Source organism: Pigmentiphaga sp. NML030171 (assembly GCF_002188635.1).
GTDB classification, from domain to species: Bacteria; Pseudomonadota; Gammaproteobacteria; order Burkholderiales; family Burkholderiaceae_B; genus Pigmentiphaga; species Pigmentiphaga daeguensis.
Genome location: NZ_NINX01000051.1, coordinates 75,757 through 95,342 on the forward strand (window position 1 = coordinate 75,757; position 19,586 = coordinate 95,342).

Genomic DNA, 19,586 nt, shown 5'->3' on the forward strand with positions numbered 1-19,586 from the left:
TCGATCTCCTATTCGGGCAGGATGCCCAGTTCCCGGATGGCGCGTCCCCAGCGTTCCTTATCCTCGGCCAGGGACGCCTTGAAAGCGGCCGACGACATGCCCGGATACTCCAGGCCCATCGCATCGAGCTGGCGTTCGACCTCGGGCAGGCGCATGACGCGGTCGAGTTCCTTCCATAGCGCCTCCCGGATCCCGGGCGCGAGGCCAGCGGGCCCGAGCACGCCGTACCAGTTGACCACGCGGAATCCACGCACCGTCTCGCCCACCGTGGGAATGTCCGGCAGCACGCGGGCGCGCTTGTCCTCGGTCACCGCCAGTATCCGCAGCTTGCCGGCCCGCACATGGGGCAGCAGCAGCGAGCTGCCGCCCGCGAACAACTGGGTCTCGCCCTGCAGGAGCGAGGTCACCGCCGGGCCGCCGCCCTTGTACGGCACGTGCAGCAGGTCGATGCCGACCGCGCTCGCCAGCGAGGCCAGGGCCAGGTGGTTGATGCTGCCTATGCCGCCCGAGCCGTAGGTGATCTTGCCGGGGTTCGCGCGCGCATGCGCGATCAGGTCAGCCAGGCTGCGGAACGGCGACGAGGCGGGCACGGCGATCGCGGTGGTCGCGTAGACCAGCATGCATACCGGCTCGAAGGACGCCACCGGGTCGAACGGCAGTTGCTTGTACAGCGCGCCGGCCATCGCATGCGTGGACACGCCGCCCATCTCCAGCGTGTAGCCGTCGGCGGGCGCGCGGGCGACGGCCGCCGCCCCTATCGTTCCGCCCGCCCCGGGAAGGTTCTCGACCACGACGACCTGCCCCGCGGACGGAAAGAGCTGCTTGCCCACCAGGCGCGCGAGGATGTCGGTGGTGCCGCCCGCCGCGAACGACGAGATCAGCCGGACAGGACGGCTCGGATAGGCGGAGGACGCGCCGGAGGCGGCTGCAACCGGACGCAGCATCGAGCCGGCCGCGAGCGCCAGCATGGCACGACGGGATAAGTTGCCAGTCCCCATCGGGGTCTCCTTCATTCATTCTTCATGGTCGCGCCCCTCTGCGGGGGTCGCCGGGGCGCAGTATAGGAGCGCCCTCCGCCGCCGCTGCCACTCCGCACGCGAGCATTCCGTGTCACGGAACGCGGCGATTCCGGAAAGAGCCGGCCCGGCGCTATCATCGGGGCGCCAGCACATGGAGGAAACGGCAGGCATGTCCGAAACGAACGCCATCGGGCCGGTGGTCCGGGCGCTGAACATCCTGCGGGCGCTGAACCACCAGCCGCAGAGTTCGCTCCAGTCCCTGCACCAGGCCACCGGACTGCCCAAGTCCACCATCCACCGCCTGCTGGCCACGCTCAAGAGCGAGGGCTACGTGCGCGCCGACGTGGTCAAGGGCACGTACACGCTGACCGAGAAGGTCCTGTGCCTGAGCGAAGGCTTCTCCGAGCCCGAACTGGTGGTGGAAGTCGGCGCGCCCATCGTGCTCAGGAACACGCGCGCCACCGGCCTGCCGCTGGCCCTGGGCACCCTGGACCGCGGCCACATCGTCGTGCGCTACAGCTCCATGCCCTACAGCCCCATCGGGTCCGAGCACACCACGGTCGGCCACGTCCACGACCTCGTGCATTCCGGCATGGGGCAGGCCTACCTGGCCTATTGCGGCCAGGCCGAACGCGACCGCCTGCTGCAGTGGATGCAGGCCTCGCTACCCGAACCGGCCCTGTGGCCGCCGGTCGAACAAGACATCCAGCATCAACTGGCCACCACGCGCCGGCGCGGGTACGGCCTGCGCAAGGGCCAGGGCCGCGGTTCCAGCACCACGCTGGCCGTGCCGCTCGCCCACGGCGACCGCGTGCTGGGCGTCCTGTCGCTGACCACCTTCAGCGCATTGCTGACCCCGGAGCGCCTGCGTGAATGCGTGGACCAGCTCGATCGGACGCGCCAGGAAATCTGCGCCGCCGTCGACGAGCGGCTCGCGCTCGGCTGACGCGTTCCGCGACACGGAAAGAAGCGGCGGCGAGATTCTGCGCCGCCGCCGCGCGGAATTAAGCTGTCGTGCCGCGAGGCGGCCCGTGCGCCGCCCCGTTCCCACTCTCGTCAGGACTGGAGCCTCGCTTGAAACTCGCCAGCTACGCCACCTTCGACCGGCCCGACGCCGCGCGCGTCGGATTCGTGATCTCCGATTCCGAACTGATCGACGCCGAAACCGCATGCCGCCAATTCGCACCCGACTTCCAGGGCCCCCTGGACATGCACCGGCTGATCGAAGCCGGCCCCGATTTCTGGGACCAGCTCCGGCAGGTACATGCCGCGCTGGGCCAGGCCGGGCTGCCGCGCCTGCCCATGGACACGGTCCGCTTCCTTCCCGCCGTGCCGCGCCCCTCGAAACTGTGCTGCCTGGCCCTGAACAACAGCGCCAACACCGACCGCATCGTCAAGGGCCCCAAGCACCCGGCGGTCTTCACCAAGCCCTGGTCGGCACTGGCCGGCCACGGCGAACCGATACGCCTGAAGCCCCACTACGGCCGCGTGCACCCCGAACCCGAACTGGCGGTCGTGATCGGCAAGCTGGCGCGCGACATCGACGCGGCCGACGCCTATGACCATGTGTTCGGCTACACCATCCACAACGACCTGACCTCGCCCACCATGCGCGACGAGGACAGCTTCCACTACCGCGCCATCCATCCGGCGCTGGAAGGCGAAGGCATCCGCTACGTCGAAAGCCACGTCTCGTACAGCGGCCGCTACAAGGGTTCGGACACGTTCTCGCCGCTGGGCCCGTGGATCGTCACCCGCGACGAGATTCCCAACCCGCACGCGCTGGACATCTCGTGCCACGTCCGCGACGAACAATACGCCAGCGACAACACGGCGAACCTCTTCCACAAGCTGCCCGAGGTCCTGGCCTTCGTCTCCAGCTACATGACGCTGGTGCCGGGCGACGTGGTGTCGATGGGCACGGCGCTGGCCTCGGGCGGCAAGCCCGGCCGGGCGGTCCAGAACGCCGACCTGAACAAGATCGGCGGCCCCGTCAGCGTTACCGTGGCGGGGATAGGCAAGCTCAGCAACCCGGTGCAGGCGGGCTGACGCCCCTATTGCTGCGACAGCGGCAAGCCGCGGCTGCCGGCATAGAACACGATCAGCACCACGCCCTGGTCGCCGGTCACGCCGCGGTGGTATTCGCCCACCATTTCCGGCAGGACGTCGCCCTGCTTGAGCAGGCGCGTCTCGCCCGTTTCCTTTTTCTCGACCGTCAGTTCGCCCGACAGGACATAGGCCGCGTTCGGAATGGGATGGGTATGCCAGGGCAGCGCGCTGTGGGCGGGAATCGTGATCCGAAGCACCGTCAACATCGGCGCGCCGGACGGATAGGCCACGTAGGGACGGCCGTCCCACGACGCGCCGCTCTCCATCAGCTTCTCGACCTGCACGCCGGGCGATTCCGCCGCCATGCCCGTGCCCCCGGCCAGCGCCAATGCCAGCGCGGCCAGTCCCCCCACGATCCGTTTCATGGCGATGTCCCCTTGCCTTGATTATTGTGCGGCGGCCCATGTGCCGTCCGGATCGCACGATACCACCGGTGGCGGCGCCGGCGTAGCGCCGCGCGCGGGTCAGGCGTCGATGTCCACTTCCTCGCACCACAGGTCCCAGCACCGCTTGAGCTGGCCGCGGTTGGTCTCGGTGGCCAGGTCGGACTCGGTCTCGGACAGGTAGCGCACATTGTCCGAGATCCGCATCGCCCCCAGTTGCATGCCCGCGTTGACCTCGGCGTACACCGCCCGGTAGATGGCTTCTTCCAGGCTGGTCCCCACCATGGTCGATCCATGGCCGACCATCAGCACCGCGCTGGCGGGTCCCAGGGTGTCGGCCAGGTGGCGGCCCAGGTCGTGGTCGCGTATCAGCATGTCGGTCTCGCGGCCGGTCGCCTCGCGGATGTCGAACTTCGCGGTGCGCGTCAGGAACCCGGCCATGTGGAACATGGGCTTGACGGATACGTCGGTGGCGGCGATGGTGATCATGGCCGCCGAGTGGCTGTGGACCACGGCGCGGACGTCGGGACGGGTACGGTAGATCTCGCCGTGGATGAAGCGTTCCAGGTACAGGCGCCGGGTATCGCCGCCCACCGGGTTCGAATCCTCGTCCAGCTCGACGATATCCGCTTCCTTGACCAGGTTGGGCGCCCGGTTGCACGAGATCAGGTAGTGGCCGGCGATCTCGGGGTGCCGGCAACTGACGTGTCCGAACCCGTCGACGATGCCTTTCAGGTAGAGGATGCGGTTGGCCCGCGCCAGGTTGCGGCGCGCCTCCAGCACGATTTCGTTCATGAGCATGCTCCCCGTTTCCGCTCGTAGTATCGATCGCATATTGTGCACCCGGAGCATGCATCAATTTTCTTGATCTTCGACATCAATCCGGCTGACCGACTTGGCGGCCAGCCTGTGAAATACTCGGCCCCAACAAGAGAACATCCGGAGGACACGCATGACCCCAACTCCCCTCGCGCGCGGGCTGGCCCTGATCGGCGGCGGTCTGGCGCTTTCGTTCGCCCTGGCCGCCACCGCGGCCGACAACTGGCCCACCCGTCCCATCACCTTCGTCGTGCCCTCGTCGCCCGGCGGCGGCACCGACATCTATGCCCGGCTGCTGGCCGAAGGCGTGGGCAAGGCGCTCAGGCAGACCGTCGTGGTAGAGAACAAGCCCGGCGCCAGCGGCAACATCGGCGCGGCGGCGGCGGCGCGCGCCACGCCCGACGGCTACACCTTCCTGGTCTCGGCCACGCCGGCGATCGCGGTCAATCCCTATCTGTACAAGAACCTGCCCTACGACGCCGAGAAGGATCTCGTGCCGGTGGCCCGCGGCGTGGACGCGCCCCTGGTCTACGTCGTGCCGCCCGGCTCGCGCTTCAAGACGCTGGACGACCTGCTGGCCGCCGGCAAGAGCGAACCCGGCAAGCTGGCCTTCGGATCGGCCGGCCACGGTTCGCCCACCTTCCTGGGCGTGAAGGTCATGGAAGAAAAAACCGGCGCCGCGTTCACGCACGTGCCGTACAAGGGCATGGCGCCGACCATGCAGGACTTCCTGGGCGGACGGCTCGACTTCCTGCAATCGGACGTGGCATCCGTGCTGCCCCACATCAAGTCCGGCAAGGCCGTCCCGCTCGCCATCAGCAGCAAGTCGCCGCTGTTCCCCAAGGTGCCGGTCTGGACCGACAAGGGCCTGCCCGACGTGCCGCAGTCCTTCAGCGTGATGGCGCCCGCCGGCACGCCCGACGCCGTCATCCAGAAGATGAGCCAGACCGTGGTCAAGGCCATGCAGGAGCCGTCGGTCAAGCAGCGCCTGATCGAGCAAGGCTATCTCCCGGTCTCGGACACGCCGGCCAGGTTCAGCCAACAGTTGAAGGAAGAACGCGCGATGTGGAAATCGCTGATCGAGCGCAACCACATCACGGTCGAATAAACGGCCCGCCGGCGCTCAGCCCTGCGCGATGCGGGCCAGCGCCTTCCTGAGCCAGGTCGCCCCGGCATCCTTCCTGTGCCGGGAATGCCAATGCTGGTGGACCACGTAGCTGGGCGACTCGAACGGCAGGTCCACCGCCATCAGCGGCGCGAAGCGCATCAATGCACGGCTCAGGCGGGCCGGCACCACGGCCACCAGGTCGCTGTCGGCCAGCAGGTGCTCGATGCCGGCGAAACTCGATTGCTCCAACCGGATGTTGGGCCGCGCGCCCAGCTTCTCGGCCGCATGATCCTCCCAGCGCCGCCGGTTGCGGCCCCGGCTGGCCACCGACAGGTGCGGCAGCCGCAGGAAGTCCTCCACCGGCATGCCGGCCCGGAGCGCCGGATGGCTGGCGCGCCCCAGGCAGACATAGTGCTCGCGATACAGCCGCTGGCGGATGACCGATTTGCCCATGGTCGGCACATGGCCCAGCACCAGGTCCAGTGTGCCTGACTCCAGGTGCCAGGGGGTATCGGCGGTGATCTCGATCTGTTCCAGGCTGACGCCCGGCGCCTCGCCCGCCAGCAACGAGCGTAGCCCGGGCATCAGCACATAGACGCCGATTTCGCTCATCGCCACCCGGAAGTGGCGGGTCGCCACCGCGGGATCGAAGGCATCGCCCTCCAGTGCGCTGGCCTGCAACAGCTGCTGGGCCTGCTTCAGGCCCGGATAGATGGATTCCGCCTTGATGGTCGGGATCATGCCGACGGCGCTGCGCACGAACAGGTCGTCCTGGTAGATCTCGCGCAGCCGGGCCAGCGCCATGCTGACGGTGGAAGGATTCATCCCCAGGCGCGCGGCCACGCGCGCGATGCTCGCGACCTCGTACAAGGCGGTGAATATGCTGATCTGGCGGTAGTCGGGGAAACTCCTGGCGTCCGCGCCCTTGCGATCGTCGTCCATGTCGGGGGGCCTCAGTCTTCGTCCAGTTCCGCGAACCGGTCGGCCAGGTGCTCGACCAGGGCCCGCACGGCAGGCAACAGGCCGCGCCGCGATGCGAATACCGCATGGATGATCTCGCGCGGCGGCGCCCAGCCGGGAATGACGTGCACCAGTTCGCCGCTGACCAGCTCGTCGCGTACCATCATCGCCGGCAATTGCACCACGCCGACGCCCGCCACGGCGGCCGCGCGCAGCGCCGGCATGCCGCGCGTGATCAGCCGCGGGTGGTGACGCACGGCGGCATGCGCGCCGTCGGGTCCGATCAGGTTCCAGACATACTCCTGCTGCGGCACGCCCAGCGCCATGCTGGGCAGGTCCGCGAGATCCGCCGGCACGCGAGGGATGCCGTTCCTGAGCAGCTCCGGGCATGCCACCAGGTACTGCCCGCGGTTCGCCAGCACCCGCATGACCAGCCCGCTGTCCTCGAGCGGCGGCGGCCGCACCCGCAAGGCGATGTCCAGGCCCTCTCCCACCACGTCCACCCGCCGGTTGGTCTCCTCCAGATGAACTTCCACGCGGGGATGGGCAACCATGAATTCGGCCACCATGTCGGCCACCCGCGCATCCAGCAGCGCTACCGGGCATGACATGCGCACGGTGCCTCGCGGCTCGGCATGCATCACGGCGATGGCCTCGTCGGCGGCCTCGGCCTCCACCAGCATGGCCTTGCAATGGCCGTAGTAGGTCTGGCCGATCTCCGTCACCGCGAAGCGGCGGGTCGAGCGCTGGATGAGCCGGGCCCCCAGGCGTTCCTCCAGCAGCGCGATGCGGCGGCTGAGCTTGGACTTGGGTATGCCCAGGGCGCGCCCGGCCGGGGCGAAACCGCCGTGGTCCACCACCTGCACGTAGTAATAGAGATCGTTGAGATCCTGCATGTCCATCGTTCCTTAAATAGAACGCTCCATGCGAATTCTGCCACCTACCGGGCGTTTCGTCCCGTCCATATCATGTCTACATCGACCGTTACCACGGTTCCTACCAGGAGATCGGCATGAAGAAAATCCTCGGCGTCTACAGCGCTCCCCGGCCCCATTGGGTGGGCGACGGGTTTCCCGTGCGCTCGCTGTTCGGCTACGACGGCCTGGGCCGCCACCTCAGCCCGTTCCTGCTGCTGGACCATGCCGCCCCCACATCCTTTCCGCCCGCCGCCCGTCCGCGCGGGGTGGGCCGCCATCCGCACCGGGGGTTCGAGACCGTCACGGTCGTCTACCAGGGCGAGGTCGAGCATCGCGACTCCACCGGCGCCGGCGGCCTGATCGGCCCGGGCGACGTGCAGTGGATGACCGCGGCCGGCGGTATCCTGCACGAGGAATTCCACTCGCGCGCCTTCACCGAGCGCGGCGGCACCATGGAAATGGTGCAGCTGTGGGTCAACCTGCCCGCGCGGGACAAGATGAGCGAACCGGGCTACCAGACCCTGCTCGACGCGCAGATTCCCTCGATCGACCTGCCCGACGGCGCCGGCCGCGTGCGGGTGATCGCCGGGGAATACGGCGGCGGCAAGGGCCCGGCCCGGACCCATACGCCCATCGACATGTGGGACATCCGCCTGGCGCAGGGCGGCCACGCCCGCTTCGACGGCACGCCTGGCCACACCTTGGCGCTGGTCGTGCTGCGCGGGACGGTGCTGGTGAACGGCGAGACCGTGGCGCGCGAAGGACAGCTCGTCCACTTCGAGCGCGATGGCACCGGTGTCACGCTGGAGGCCAACAATGATGCCGTCGTGCTGTGGCTGGCGGGCGAACCCATCGACGAACCGGTCGTGGGCTATGGTCCCTTCGTCATGAACACGCAGGCCGAGATCCAGCAGGCCATCGACGACTACAACGCCGGGCGCTTCGAGCGCGCCGCGGCCTGACTTCCCGGGAGCGCCGCTCCCGGCCCCTGCCCGCGGGGCAGCCTTCGCTTGCCCCCGGCAAAAAGCAGCTCATCATCGCCGGCGCAACCTGATCACCAGCTACAACACGCTGAATCCGTCGAAGTAAGCGGGCGGGCAGGGTCGCCCACAAGGCGCCCCGGCCCGCGCCCTCTCCTACTCCGTCACGCAGGCGAAGCTTGCCGCGTCGCCGACCGGCCCTTCGCCCTTGTACTTAGGCCATCCCGGGAACCGGCACATCGGCCGCGTCCGGGCCGCGCCCGGGTTGGCATCGATGGCGGTCAACACGCCCGGCGCGGCTCCCCGCTCGACCCAGCCGGTCAATGCCCCCAGCGCGTCGTAGGTCGCATTGAACGGCCCGAAGCCATGTCCCAGGCCGGGCACCACGTAGAAGCGCGCGAACCCGTCGACCGTGGACTGGCCCTTGCCCGCCACCAGCTTGTTCCAATAGACGATGGAATTGTGCGGCGTGATGAAGTCGTCGGCGGTGCCGTGGATCATGATCAGCTTGCCGCCCTTCTGGATGAACGGCCCCAGGTCGACGTCGGACACGTCCATGATGCCGCCCACCTCCTTGATGCGCGTCTCGTAGGTCTTGGGATCGAGCGTCATGGGATCGAAGTTGACGTCGCGGGTGATGATGTACTTGGTCGTGGCCGCGCCGACCGAGTACAGCAGCGCCTCCTTGCCCGACAGCGGGTTGGAGGGCTGGGGAACGGTGCCATAGGACGACACGTTGAACAGCGCGCCTTCCAGTATCGGCCAGCGTTCGAACTGGGTCATGCCGGCGATTTCCACGCCTGGCTTGTAGGGCGAAGCGATCGTCTCCACGCCCGCTATCTGCGCGTCGGACAGGCAGGTGTCGCCCATGTCGCCGCCCCCCGCGCAGCGCAGCGTGGCGCGCACGCCGGCGATGCCGAACGCCGCGTCGCAACCGGCCACGTTGCTGATGACGCCGTCCTTCAGGCCGTCCAGCGGATCGCAGGCGGCATAGACGGCATCGGTCAGGAGCTTGACCTTGGCCGCGTTCATCCAGTTGGCGCCGCCGTTGCCGTACATGGCGCGGCCCGCGTTCAGGGACCCCAGGTGCAGCATGGTCACGTTGTAGGCCGGGTAGTTCGACACCACGCCGTCATAGTCGTCGGGATAGCGCGCCGCGGCGTCCAGCGCCTCGTGGCCGCCCTGCGAAGCGCCGATGAAATAGAAGCGCTCGGGCGCGGCGCCGTAGCGGGCCTTGATCAGCGCCATCGCCACGTCGTGCGTCTTCTTGATGGACAACTGGCCGAAGTTCATCAGCGACTCGGCGTTCAGCGCGAACGAGGCATCGAAGCCCGCGCTGGACTTGTGACCGCCGTCGCTGCCCAGGGTCACGTAGCCCTGCGCCAGCGGCGCCTTGGAATCGGCCGGCTGCAGCGGATACTTGCCCAGTCCCGTCACCAGCGAACCGTTGAACGCCCCGCCGCCCAGTTGCAGCGCGCGCTTGTTCCAGGCCGTGGGAAGGTTCACCTGGAACTCCAGGTTGGGCGCGGCCGGATCGACCGGCATGACGATGCCGCGCACGGCGCAGTATTCGCCGTTGGCGTTGCCCTCGGCATCGGCCTTGACCAGCGTGGCCGACTGCACCACGGCGCCCGAGGTCGGCTTGCCGATCTCGGCCTTGGCGATCATCCTGCCGTTCAGGTCGCTGCACGACTGGGCGGCGGACGGCCCCGGACCGGGGTCGGATGGCGTGGGTGCGGGGTCATCGCTGCCGCCGCAGGCCGCCAGGGCGGCGAACAGGAATGCGGAGAGCGGGACGTGACGGATCTTCATGGATCTCCCCCGGATGCGAGTTTCTTGTCGTTCTCGCGCACCCACCAGCCCGGACACGAGCCATGGCGCGCGTCCGGCAAAGATGCCTCAATTGATTAACAAAGTAAATAATCAAGTCACCTTACTTTGTATCAAGGCCGGATCCGTGAAAGCGGGCCCGACCGGCCCGCTCCTGCTACTTCTTGTCCGTCGCCTGCTTGTAGGCGCGGCGCGCGGCCTGGAGCTCCGCGCCCGAGATACCGAGCTCCGCCATGGACTCCGCCAGCATGCGCAGCAGCCGCTCGCGCTGCCGGATGCGAGCGGTCTCCACACGCCGCGTCCGCTCCAGCTGACGCGCCGTCGCGTTCAATCGCCGCTGGATGGCTTCCTGCGCCGCGCCTTCGGCGTCATGGCGGACAGCGATCGTCTCCTGCATGTGCTTCTCCCGTGTCACCCAGCGATCCGGCGGCTGCGCTGCGTCAAGCCGTCGCGATGGCGGGCGCGTTCTCGGCCTCGCCGATTCCGGCCTGCTGCCCCTCTTCGGCGCGGAAATTGCGCAGGTAGAGGAAGAACTGGCCCATCATCTGCGTCCAGATCTGCGCCGCGACGGCCAGGTGGTTGGGCGACACGCCGCCGGCCGCCACCACGTCCATCTCCAGCACGACGAAATCGCCATGCTGGGAAACGCGTGCGAAGCGCTTGGTGCGATGCCATTCGGTCAGCAGGCCGGCCGGAAGTTCGCCGCCCTGTACCCGCAGCGGGCAGCTGAAGGTGAAATCGGCGTACTGGTCCTTGGCCTGGGCGTTGCCCCAGAGCACCTGGAAGCCGACACCGTGACTGGCGCTGTGCAGGCGGACCACGCCATCCTGTTCGATCGGGGTCACGGCGCAGCCGGCGGCCTTGATGGCTTCGGCCACCTGGTCCGCGCCGACGACAGTCAGCACCGGGGCTGCGGTGGTTTCCACGGCGGCTTGGTTATCGTTCTTGCTCATGTTCTGTCCTGATGATGAATGATGTTCAGTTGGCCTTGCTCATCGCGGCATCCAGCGCCGCGCTGTCGATCTTGACCGAGCCGGCCGGTGCCAGCCTGGCCATGTAGGCCTCGATCAGTTCCTGCTTGCGCTGCTGCCGCAGCACCTGTTGCAGGCGCGGCCTGACCTCGTCCAGGGTCGCGGTGCGCGGCGCCTGCGAGTCGAGCAGCTTGAGTACATGTATTCCTGCCTGGGACTGGACCGGCTCGCTCACCTGGCCGGGCTGCAGCCGGGAAACGGGTTCTCGCACCTCGGGCAGCAACTGCGCCAGGGGCAGGGTTCCGACGTCGCCGCCGCGCGCCGCCGAGCGCTCGTCCTGCGAATGCTTGCGCGCCAGTTCGGCGAAATCGCCGCGGCGGGCCTGGGCCGCCAGATCCTGCGCCTGTGCGCGGGCCTTGGCCACCGCAGCGCCGTCGTCGGCCGGCGCCGCCAGGAAGATCTGGGCTACGTGATAGGCGGCGGGAAGCTGGAAGCCCTCCTTGGCGCGTTCGTAGGCGGCGCGCACGTCGGCCTCCGAGGGATAGCCTTCGGGAAGCTGCGCGACCGAATCCAGGTACGAGGTGGCGACGATGCGATCCGTGACCTCGCGTACCGCCGCGTCCACGCGCGTCTTGATTTCCGTGCGCTTGTCCCAGCCCTTGGCCTGGGCCTCCTTGAGCAGCGCCTCGCTGGCCAGGCGCTGGCGCAGCCAGTTCTCGAGACCGGCGCGATTGCCCTTGACGGCATCGCGCTCGGCATCGGGCATGCCGCGCAGGAGCTGCTCGACCTCCTGTTGCCTGATCGAGACGCTGCCCACGCTGGCGACCGCAGCGCCGCTGTCCGCTGCGTGAGCCGTGGCGGCGACGCTCAGCCAGGCGGCGAACAAGGCCGCCAGGACGGCCGGCATGGAGTGCGTGGAGGGGTTCTGCTTGAGTTTCATGACTTCGACTTCCTTCTCTGATCGTGACTGCTACGCGGTGATGACGGTGCCGTGGCGGCCGGTGTGCCCTATTGCAGCGAAACAATGTGACAAGACCACCTCGGCCGACACCAGCACCCGCACCGCGCCCGGGCTACTGCGCCGCGGCGGATGCCGCGCCACGGGCGTCGAACCGGCCCTCGTACAGCTTGTCGCCGAACTGCTGGGCCGTCTCGTCCAGCCTGACCCGCGCGGCGCCCGCGAACGGCTGGCGCGCGGCCAGCACGGTGCCGACATCCATGGTTTCGTAGGCGTGGAGGATATCCTTGCCCACGGCATACAGCTGGGCGTTCTTCGCCTCGCACTGGCCGATCGCGGTGCGCTGCGCCGACGTCTCCGACGCCAGGCGCTGGCGTTCGGCCTCCGATGCCCGGGCCATCTTCAGCAGTTCGTCGTAGGCGTTGCGGTACTGGGCGACCTGAGCGCCCGCCTTCTCCAGGGCGGCCTCGGCCTGTTCCTTGAGCTGCACGCTGTCATCGCGAGCCTTCTGCCGCGACTCGCGCTCGGCCGCCAGTTGGGCCTTGGCGCGCGACAGTTCCTCCTTCATCGCCGCCAGTTCGTCGGACTTGGCCGGCGCCGCGGCGGGCCCCTGGCCGGCCTTGAGCGCAGCCAGTTCGTTCTGCGCCTGCTGGAGCTGGGAGGTCGTGATGCGCAGCTGGGCCCGCAAACGTTCCTCCATGCTTGGTGCCTGCTGGGCCTGGACGCCGCCGGCGGCGGCGAGCAGCAGCGCCGCCGCGCAGGCGGCGCGGCGCCCTGCGGCCGCCGACGGCACTATGGATGCGAAATGCACGTCGTTCTCCTTAGAAGCGGGCGTTGAACTCGACCTGCAGCATGTCGACGGAGAACGGCGCGCCGTAGACTTCCTTGGTCGACATCCAGCGGCCGGTGAACCAGGTGTTCTTGTCGATGGCGTACGAACCGCCCACGTAGTAGCCCTTGGCGTTCGTTCCCCCCAGGTGGAAGGACGAATCGTTGTAGGCGTCCGGCAGGGCATCGGGCTCGATGCGCTTGTAGCCGGCCAGCAGGTTCCAGTCGCCGCGCGCGACCGGCGCGGGCTTGCCGAACGTGACCTGCAGCATGTAGGCGTTGGCGCCGCTCCTGAAGTCCGAACGCCCGGTGCCGCCCGTGCCGCCGAAGTTGTTGACGATGCCGCCGCCCGAGCGGGTCCACATTTCGTCGGCGTCATAGGCCAGGTTGCGGATGTAGTTCGCATCCAGCCTGAGTCCGTAGCCGCCGGCGACCTTGGTGTCCCAGCGCAAGTTCAGGTCCAGCAACTGGAACTTGGACGCCAGTCCGACGTATTGCGGCATCTTCGTGTTGGCGGGATCCAGCGGATCGAGCGAGATATTGCGCAACAGCATCAGCGTGTTGCCCTTCTGCATGAAGGCGGGACGCGACCAGTCGGTGCTGCAATGGTCGGCGCCGGCATACAGGGCGCAGGGCTGCGACACCTTGCCGCTGATGTTGCGGAAGTCGTAGTACGCCACCGCGCCGCGCAGGCGGTTGTCCTCGTTCACCTTCCAGTTCGAACCGATCTGCGCGCCGATCAGCCACTTGTTGTGGCTGCGCGCCTTGTCCTGGCTGGTGCCCGGGAAGCTGTCCGATGAATACTCCAGCGGAATCAGGCCCAGGCTGCCGAACAGCGACACGTCCGGATTCGCCGCGAACGGCCGCTCGGCCTTCACCGCCAGGCCATCGAAATTCAGGTCCGACGAGAACAGGGTGTCGGACGAAAAGAAGGGATTGCCGAAACGGCCGCCCACCACCGTCAGCCAGTCGAGCGGCTTGTGCGCCAGGTAGGCCTGGTCCAGCCAGACGTTCTTCTTGCCCAGGCCGCCCCCCAGTGTCTGGGTGGTCGACACCGGGCTTTCGTCGCTGCCGGTGGCCAGCCTCACGCCCACTTCGGTCCGGTCCGAGAGGTCGGCGTAGACGCCCAGCCGGGCTCGGGCGCGGAACACGTTCTTGCGGTTCTCGCGGGTGTTGATGGTGTTGGGCAGCGACAGATTGGTGTTGCCGTTGACGTCATAGCCGCTGCCCCGGTTGATCGCGGCCCAGTCCACCTCGATGTTGCTGTTGCCGTCCGAATAGAAGCGCGATTCGTTGCGCACGCGCATGTCGCCCTCGATGCGGATGCGCTTGGTCCACTCGGGCGTCTCGTTGGGGGCCGCCCAGCCCTCGGACTTGGCCTGGGCCATGACCTGGCCCTTGATCTCGTCGCGGATCTGGTCGCGCACGGTCTCGGGAATGTACGGGACGCGTACGTCGCCCGGCTCGGGACGCAGCGCGCCGCCGGCGGCGCCGGCCGTGGCGGCGGTCGCCGCCTGGCGCTGCGCCTGCTGCGCGGCAAGCGCCTCGGTCTGGGCCTGCGCCAGCAGCGCCTCGCCCACGTCCTTGGCCAGGGCGCCGCTCTGGATCAGGCCGCGGATCAGGCGGACCATCGCGCTTTCATTGGGCGCTGCGGTCTGGGCCTGGGCCGGGACGGTTCCCAGCAGCCCGACGACCGAGGCAACGGCGGCGGCGATGGCTCGGAGGCCGGGGCGGCCGTGCGTCGCTTGCGCGGCCGGCCGCTGCGCCCGGCTGTGGCTGCCGCGGGTCGCGCGGCGATCGGATGCTGTCGATTGATTCATGAGCGAATTCACGGAATGGGGTGGAAACGGATGGGGTTGTGGCGACGCACTCATGACGGACGCTGTCCCTTCATGGTGAGCCGCATCGGATAACGCATCGAGGCGGGGGGCCGCTCGTCGGAGATGTCTCCTTCGCGCACGACGTCCAGAACAGCCTTGTCGACCTCGGGATCGCCGCTGCTCTTCACCAGTTGGACCTTCGCCACCTGGCCATCCGCGGTCAACCAGAAGTCAATGCGTATATCCTGGAACGCCAGGTTGCGCGTACGCGGGTCACGCCCCAGCAACCGCTGCAAGGCATTCGAGTAGTAGGAGGAATAGGCGGCATTGCCGAGCCCTCCGCGCCCCGCTCCCGAGGATCCGCCACCGCGGCCGGCCGCCACGCCGAAAGCATCCGAGCCGGCCTGGGCGGCGCCGTCGATGGTGACGGGATCGCCCAGGTCCTGCGACGGGCTCGGCGGCGCGTCTTCCGGCGGCGCATCCAGCGGTTCGATGGGCGTGGGCTCGGGCTCGACGACTTCCGGCTTGATCTCCGGTTCAGGCTCGGGCAATTTTTCCGGCTCGGGTGGCGGCGGAGGCGGCGGGGGCAGCATCAGCATCGGGGTTGCCGCCACTTCGCGCTTGGTACTGGCGGTATCGGCAAGCAGATACCACAGCAACCCGGCAAGAATGGCCGCCACGCCCAACCCGATGACGAGCCCGCCCCAGCGCCGCCACAGGCGGCTGCCTGGCGAGGCCGGGCGAGAGACGGGATCACGACTGGTCACATTGCTCTCCTCAGGCCGGCTTGCCCGTCACCAGGCCGACCTGGTTGAGCTCGATCCGGCGCAGCAGGTCGAGCACTTCGACCACCTTCGCGTACTGGACCGAGGCATCGCCGCGGACGATCACCGGGAAGTCGGGCGACAGCGCCTTCTCCGTGCGCAACCGCTCTTCCAGTTCGGGCAGCGTGACCGGATAGGCATCCAGGAACACCTGGCCGGCGTTGTCGATGGTGATGGCCTTGGTCTTGGGCTTTTCCAGCGGGACCGAGGCGCTCGCCTTGGGCAGGTCCACGCGGATGCCCGGGATGCTGGCGTTGCTGGTCAGGATGAAGATGACCAGCACCACCAGCAGCACGTCGACGAAGGGCGTGATGTTGATGCCGTTGGCACGCTTCTTGGTGCCGAACTTGACTGCGGTTGCCATGGTCGCCCGCTCCGTCAAGCGCGCTGCAAGGCGGGGCGGACCTGGCGGCCCGCGCCCTGCTCTTCGGCCAGGCGCGTGGAGAACTCATCCACGAACACGGCCATGTCGGCGCCGATGGCTTCCGAACGCGAGGCCAGCCAGTTGTAGCCGAACAGCGCGGGGATCGCGACGCCCAGGCCGGCCGCGGTACACAAGAGCGCGGCCGCCATGCCCGGCGCGACGGAGTTGATGTCGACCGCGCCCGCCATGGCCGCGACCACGAACACCAGCATGATCCCGATCACCGTGCCGAACAGGCCCACGTAAGGCGCGCCTTCGATGGTGGTCGAGAGCCAGTTCATGCGCTTGGACATGCGTTCGTTCTCGCGCACCATCACGCCGTCCATCGCGGCGCGGATGGCGCCGATGGTGGCATCCGACACGGCGTTGATGTCGTAGCCGCGTTCCTGGCGGCGACGCATTTCCTCGATCGCCACTTCATACAGGCGCCACAGCGACGAATCCTGCTTGACGTCTTCCGGCACGCGATTGCTGTTGGCCAGGCTGTCGAGCGGCGCGCCGGCCGCCTCGCGGAAGAAAGCCATGAACGAGCCGTTGGCGCGCGACATGGCGCCATAGCTGCGACCCTTGCCGATCATGATGGCCCAAGAGACCAGCATCATCAGGCCCAGGATGGCCACGACCACCCAGGCATCCAGCGGCATGGCGGCCAGGATGAAACCGAAGTGGCTCTTGCCTGCCTGCTGCTCGTCGGCGCCGAACGCCGTCAGGCGCGAATCGGCGCCCTGCGAGATCGCGTCGGCCAGGATCAGCGCGTCGGGACGGGCAGCCTTGGACAGGCGCAGTTCATCGATGGCACCGGTGAACGGCGCCAGCGCCTGGCCGGAAGCCGCCTGGCCGGGCGCCGCGGAGCGGGCGATGTCGCCGCCGACCGCGGCCGAGGCGTTGAACGCGGGTAGGCTGGCGGCGATAGCCGCGGCCTGTCGGCCCGCGACGAACAGCACGACATTGCCGGCATCGGCCTTGACCGCGATGTGCGACCACTGGCCTGCCTGGATCGGCTGGCCGGGGGCGCTGCGCCGGCCATTGACCTGTACGAACGGCACCCCCTGATCCACGCCCACGATGAATTCGCTGGCGCCTTCGCGGCGGACGTAAAGAGCCTGCTCGGCGCCGAGCTGGTCGGGACGCACCCAGGCGGAGAACGTGAAAGGCGCGCCGGCCTGCAGCGACAGCGACGGCGAAGCCGGCAACATGAGCGGCGCGACGCCTAGCTGGGCACCCTTGCCGATGACAGTGCCGTCGACACTGACCACGGCGGTCTGCGCATGGTTGCCGTAGGCGGTGGTGTCGCGCGCCGGCACGTTGGCCTCGGCGAAGTGGTAGACCAGCGTGTAGTCCGGATCGAAAGTCAGCTGGCCATTGGCCGAGGCCGGCGCCTTCGGATTGCCGTAGTACATCCACAGCTGCTGCGCGGCGCCGGCCGAGACGTTGGGTACGTCGACCCAGATCAGCGCGATACCCAGCAAGGGATCGAATTGCTCGACCTGGTGGTTGAGCACGGTCTTGTCGTCGCCCGCGACGAAGCGCAGGTCGGCGCCGTTCTCGCCCACGCCCTCGAAACTGAAGTTGCCGGTATGCAGGCGGACCAGCACGGGGGTGCGGCCGGCCTCGCCGCCCAGGGCGGCGCCCTGCGGCGTGGCGTCGATGGTGATGGGCTTGCGGTAGGCCCAGTCGGGCTGCCACCAGGCCTGCGCCAGGCCGGGCAGGACCGCGCTCAGCATCGTGAGCGCGAGAAGCAGAATGCGTCGCATGGAAAACTCTCCGGGATCTTTTCTGAAAGACATGAATGGAAGCGAGTGGCGATGATCAATAACTGGCGTTGATGCTGAAGGTCACGCGCGGATCGTGCTTTTCCGTGCGGGGGCCGTCCCTGAGCGGATAGCCGAAATCCAGCCGGCCGGACACGCGCTGGCCGATGCGGAAACTGGTTCCGATCCCCACCGAGGCCAGCGTGAAGCGCGACTGCTGCTCCGGCAGCGGGTCCTGCAGGCGAAGCTGGGCGGCATCCAGGAACGCGTACGCGCGCCAGTTCTCGACCCAGGTTCCGGCCCACTGCAGGGGTTTGGTGCGCCACTCGACCGAACCGACCAGGCCGTAGTCGCCGGTGGATTCGGCCGACATGTAGCCGCGCACGGAGTTCATGCCGCCGGCGGCGATCTGCTCGCCCGACACCAGCGGCGAATCGGTCATCTGTCCGGCCAGCCTGAATCCCAGCTGGGATTCGCCGGCGAAGTTGTAGGTCGCGTTGACGTCGGCCTTCAGCACCATGAAGCCAGGCTTGGCCTTGTAGCGCTTGTAGTTGAATTCCTGCCAATTGCTGCCGTAGCCGAACAGGCTGCGGGTGCCGGTCACGAACGACATGCCCAGCGCGTACTGGCCACGCTCGGTCTGGCGGAACCCCGAATACGACAGCGTGACCGGCGCGTACTTGAGCGGGACCTCGTCGCCGGTGGCGCCCAGGCGCAATTGTTCCTTATTGCTCTTGAAGTCGATGCCCGCGCTGAAGGCGTGCCACCACTCGCCCGCGTTGGGAACGGTGTAGGTGGCCTTCAGGCCGATGGCATGGCCCTTGCCCAGCACCGAGGTACCGCCCACGGTCGAGACGTTGCTGTCCGAGACGTAGCCCGACGCCTCGAGGCTCCAGTTCGTATCGCGCAGCGGCGCGACGTACGAACCGGACCACACCTTGGTCTGGTCCAGGTCCTGCGGCGCGCCGAAGAAGCTGAGCGACGCGCTGTGCCCCATCTGCCACAAATTGTCGTGCCCGATGGAGGCCGTGGCCCGCAGCGACTTGGTGTCCGGGCTGCGGTCGTTGTTCAGGCCCGCGCTGGCGCGCCACGGGCTGTTGTCCTCCACCTTCAGGTCCACATCCATCGTCCCGGGCAGCTTGCCCTGCCGGACCAGGGGCATCACCTGCCGGCGGCCGGCCCGGTTCAATTCGGTCAACTGGGCTTGCGCCTTGTTGAAATCGGGGACCTGGCCTTCGGCCAGCGCCGGCACCTGGTCCCGCACCTCGAGCGGCGACGAATACTCGGCGCCCACGACGCGGACGCGCCCCACCTTGGTCTCGGAAACCTGCAGATAGACGATGCCGGCCACGACCTGTTGCTCCGGCAGGTCGACATAGACGGATTGGTAGCCCTTGGACTGGTAGGCGGACAACAGCGCGTCGCGCGCGCCTTCCATGTCCTTGAGCGTACGGCCCGGCCCGAGGAAAGGCGTCACCGCCTTCTCGATGGATCGTACGTCCAGCACCGTGTTGCCACGCACGATGTACTCGTTGATGTCCACGCGGCGCTCAGCCCCGCTGGGCGTGTCGGCCGACGGCGCCGCGCCCTGCTCCTGGGCCGGCGCCAGGGCAGGCGTGCCCAGCGAGAGAGCCACCACGCAAAGGGCCCGCCATGCCGCCGACGGTCCGTTCTTTCTCAGCTCATGCATGTGTCGAATTCGTTTCTCAAGTAGTAGCCTTCGCGGCATCCCCTCCCGGCGTCATGCCGGAAGCGGCACGGGGTCCGGGTCGTTCTTTTGCTTAGACGGACGGGGCGGCCCCGGACTGTCGTTTGTCATGAAAAGTTCATGAAGAAAATCGGCGGCCGGCGATCTCCCGCGAATGGCGCCGCGGCGAGGTAGAGG

19 protein-coding genes are annotated in these 19,586 nt (G+C 68.2%); 4 read left to right on the top strand and 15 right to left on the bottom strand.

Translation table 11 applies throughout. The features are described 5' to 3' along the window. Positions 1 to 8 precede the first annotated feature (8 nt). Positions 9 to 998: a tripartite tricarboxylate transporter substrate binding protein gene (locus tag CDO46_RS25385; RefSeq protein WP_087841516.1), complete on the bottom strand. Its 990-nt coding sequence runs from the start codon at positions 996 to 998 to the stop codon at positions 9 to 11. A 190-nt stretch (positions 999 to 1,188) separates the two neighbouring features. Here CDO46_RS25385 and CDO46_RS28185 point away from each other — a divergent pair, with 190 nt between their 5' ends. Next, positions 1,189 to 1,965 carry a helix-turn-helix domain-containing protein gene (locus CDO46_RS28185; RefSeq protein ID WP_176400846.1) on the top strand — a complete coding sequence of 259 codons (777 nt, stop codon included), beginning with the start codon at positions 1,189 to 1,191 and terminating at the stop codon, positions 1,963 to 1,965. A gap of 128 nt (positions 1,966 to 2,093) precedes the next feature. Then, positions 2,094 to 3,068: a fumarylacetoacetate hydrolase family protein gene (locus CDO46_RS25400; protein ID WP_243724584.1), complete on the top strand. Its 975-nt coding sequence runs from the start codon at positions 2,094 to 2,096 to the stop codon at positions 3,066 to 3,068. 5 nt (positions 3,069 to 3,073) lie between these two features. Here CDO46_RS25400 and CDO46_RS25405 read toward each other — a convergent pair whose 3' ends face one another. Together CDO46_RS25405 and CDO46_RS25410 are read right to left on the bottom strand one after the other, a co-directional pair. Continuing rightward, positions 3,074 to 3,493, bottom strand: coding sequence for a cupin domain-containing protein (locus CDO46_RS25405; protein ID WP_087841350.1), 420 nt, complete (start codon positions 3,491 to 3,493; stop codon positions 3,074 to 3,076). Positions 3,494 to 3,592: 99 nt separating this feature from the next. Beyond that, positions 3,593 to 4,312 (bottom strand): class II aldolase/adducin family protein, encoded by a 720-nt coding sequence (locus CDO46_RS25410; RefSeq protein ID WP_087841351.1) that lies wholly within the window; start codon positions 4,310 to 4,312, stop codon positions 3,593 to 3,595. A 151-nt stretch (positions 4,313 to 4,463) separates the two neighbouring features. Here CDO46_RS25410 and CDO46_RS25415 point away from each other — a divergent pair, with 151 nt between their 5' ends. Beyond that, positions 4,464 to 5,438, top strand: coding sequence for a tripartite tricarboxylate transporter substrate binding protein (locus tag CDO46_RS25415; RefSeq protein WP_087841352.1), 975 nt, complete (start codon positions 4,464 to 4,466; stop codon positions 5,436 to 5,438). 15 nt (positions 5,439 to 5,453) lie between these two features. Here the strand turns inward: CDO46_RS25415 and CDO46_RS25420 are convergent, their stop codons facing one another. Together CDO46_RS25420 and CDO46_RS25425 are read right to left on the bottom strand one after the other, a co-directional pair. Next, the gene (locus CDO46_RS25420; RefSeq protein ID WP_087841353.1) at positions 5,454 to 6,380 is read right to left on the bottom strand and encodes a LysR family transcriptional regulator; all 927 of its coding nucleotides are present in this window, start codon (positions 6,378 to 6,380) and stop codon (positions 5,454 to 5,456) included. 11 nt (positions 6,381 to 6,391) lie between these two features. Then, a complete protein-coding gene (locus CDO46_RS25425) occupies positions 6,392 to 7,294 on the bottom strand; it encodes a LysR family transcriptional regulator (protein WP_087841519.1) in 903 nt (300 codons plus the stop codon). 116 nt (positions 7,295 to 7,410) lie between these two features. On the opposite strand from CDO46_RS25425, the gene CDO46_RS25430 reads away from it, so the two are divergent. Further along, positions 7,411 to 8,277 (top strand): pirin family protein, encoded by an 867-nt coding sequence (locus CDO46_RS25430; protein WP_087841354.1) that lies wholly within the window; start codon positions 7,411 to 7,413, stop codon positions 8,275 to 8,277. A 174-nt stretch (positions 8,278 to 8,451) separates the two neighbouring features. On the opposite strand, the gene CDO46_RS25435 is transcribed toward CDO46_RS25430, so the two are convergent. The 10 genes from CDO46_RS25435 to CDO46_RS25480 form a co-directional block, all read right to left on the bottom strand. After that, positions 8,452 to 10,107, bottom strand: coding sequence for a tannase/feruloyl esterase family alpha/beta hydrolase (locus CDO46_RS25435; RefSeq protein ID WP_087841355.1), 1,656 nt, complete (start codon positions 10,105 to 10,107; stop codon positions 8,452 to 8,454). 175 nt (positions 10,108 to 10,282) lie between these two features. Further along, entirely contained in the window at positions 10,283 to 10,522 is a 240-nt protein-coding gene (locus CDO46_RS25440; protein WP_087841356.1) for a hypothetical protein, read from the bottom strand. 43 nt (positions 10,523 to 10,565) lie between these two features. Beyond that, positions 10,566 to 11,078 (bottom strand): YbjN domain-containing protein, encoded by a 513-nt coding sequence (locus CDO46_RS25445; RefSeq protein WP_087841357.1) that lies wholly within the window; start codon positions 11,076 to 11,078, stop codon positions 10,566 to 10,568. A gap of 25 nt (positions 11,079 to 11,103) precedes the next feature. Beyond that, positions 11,104 to 12,036, bottom strand: coding sequence for a peptidylprolyl isomerase (locus CDO46_RS25450; protein WP_087841358.1), 933 nt, complete (start codon positions 12,034 to 12,036; stop codon positions 11,104 to 11,106). A 133-nt stretch (positions 12,037 to 12,169) separates the two neighbouring features. Then, a complete protein-coding gene (locus tag CDO46_RS25455) occupies positions 12,170 to 12,865 on the bottom strand; it encodes a hypothetical protein (protein ID WP_087841359.1) in 696 nt (231 codons plus the stop codon). 10 nt (positions 12,866 to 12,875) lie between these two features. Continuing rightward, entirely contained in the window at positions 12,876 to 14,702 is a 1,827-nt protein-coding gene (locus tag CDO46_RS25460) for a putative porin (protein WP_087841360.1), read from the bottom strand. A gap of 50 nt (positions 14,703 to 14,752) precedes the next feature. After that, complete coding sequence (locus CDO46_RS25465) at positions 14,753 to 15,469, bottom strand: energy transducer TonB (RefSeq protein WP_254914687.1); 717 nt, start codon at positions 15,467 to 15,469, stop codon at positions 14,753 to 14,755. 10 nt (positions 15,470 to 15,479) lie between these two features. Then, positions 15,480 to 15,890 carry a biopolymer transporter ExbD gene (locus CDO46_RS25470; protein WP_087781292.1) on the bottom strand — a complete coding sequence of 137 codons (411 nt, stop codon included), beginning with the start codon at positions 15,888 to 15,890 and terminating at the stop codon, positions 15,480 to 15,482. A gap of 14 nt (positions 15,891 to 15,904) precedes the next feature. Then, positions 15,905 to 17,704, bottom strand: a complete 1,800-nt coding sequence (locus CDO46_RS25475; RefSeq protein ID WP_087841361.1) for a DUF2341 domain-containing protein — start codon at positions 17,702 to 17,704, stop codon at positions 15,905 to 15,907. Between the two features lie 55 nt (positions 17,705 to 17,759). Continuing rightward, positions 17,760 to 19,391: a ShlB/FhaC/HecB family hemolysin secretion/activation protein gene (locus tag CDO46_RS25480; RefSeq protein ID WP_087841362.1), complete on the bottom strand. Its 1,632-nt coding sequence runs from the start codon at positions 19,389 to 19,391 to the stop codon at positions 17,760 to 17,762. Between the last annotated feature and the right edge of the window lie 195 nt (positions 19,392 to 19,586).

Bases quoted from the DNA above. Each gene is read 5' to 3' on its own strand.
- CDO46_RS25450 (WP_087841358.1), bottom strand. From the start codon at position 12,036: ATGAAACTCAAGCAGAACCCCTCCACGCACTCCATGCCGGCCGTCCTG.
- CDO46_RS25470 (WP_087781292.1), bottom strand. From the start codon at position 15,890: ATGGCAACCGCAGTCAAGTTCGGCACCAAGAAGCGTGCCAACGGCATC.
- CDO46_RS25440 (WP_087841356.1), bottom strand. From the start codon at position 10,522: ATGCAGGAGACGATCGCTGTCCGCCATGACGCCGAAGGCGCGGCGCAG.
- CDO46_RS25475 (WP_087841361.1), bottom strand. From the start codon at position 17,704: ATGCGACGCATTCTGCTTCTCGCGCTCACGATGCTGAGCGCGGTCCTG.
- CDO46_RS25480 (WP_087841362.1), bottom strand. From the start codon at position 19,391: ATGCATGAGCTGAGAAAGAACGGACCGTCGGCGGCATGGCGGGCCCTT.
- CDO46_RS25405 (WP_087841350.1), bottom strand. From the start codon at position 3,493: ATGAAACGGATCGTGGGGGGACTGGCCGCGCTGGCATTGGCGCTGGCC.
- CDO46_RS25415 (WP_087841352.1), top strand. From the start codon at position 4,464: ATGACCCCAACTCCCCTCGCGCGCGGGCTGGCCCTGATCGGCGGCGGT.
- CDO46_RS25460 (WP_087841360.1), bottom strand. From the start codon at position 14,702: ATGAATCAATCGACAGCATCCGATCGCCGCGCGACCCGCGGCAGCCAC.
- CDO46_RS25430 (WP_087841354.1), top strand. From the start codon at position 7,411: ATGAAGAAAATCCTCGGCGTCTACAGCGCTCCCCGGCCCCATTGGGTG.
- CDO46_RS25425 (WP_087841519.1), bottom strand. From the start codon at position 7,294: ATGCAGGATCTCAACGATCTCTATTACTACGTGCAGGTGGTGGACCAC.
- CDO46_RS25445 (WP_087841357.1), bottom strand. From the start codon at position 11,078: ATGAGCAAGAACGATAACCAAGCCGCCGTGGAAACCACCGCAGCCCCG.
- CDO46_RS28185 (WP_176400846.1), top strand. From the start codon at position 1,189: ATGTCCGAAACGAACGCCATCGGGCCGGTGGTCCGGGCGCTGAACATC.
- CDO46_RS25435 (WP_087841355.1), bottom strand. From the start codon at position 10,107: ATGAAGATCCGTCACGTCCCGCTCTCCGCATTCCTGTTCGCCGCCCTG.
- CDO46_RS25410 (WP_087841351.1), bottom strand. From the start codon at position 4,312: ATGCTCATGAACGAAATCGTGCTGGAGGCGCGCCGCAACCTGGCGCGG.
- CDO46_RS25385 (WP_087841516.1), bottom strand. From the start codon at position 998: ATGGGGACTGGCAACTTATCCCGTCGTGCCATGCTGGCGCTCGCGGCC.
- CDO46_RS25420 (WP_087841353.1), bottom strand. From the start codon at position 6,380: ATGGACGACGATCGCAAGGGCGCGGACGCCAGGAGTTTCCCCGACTAC.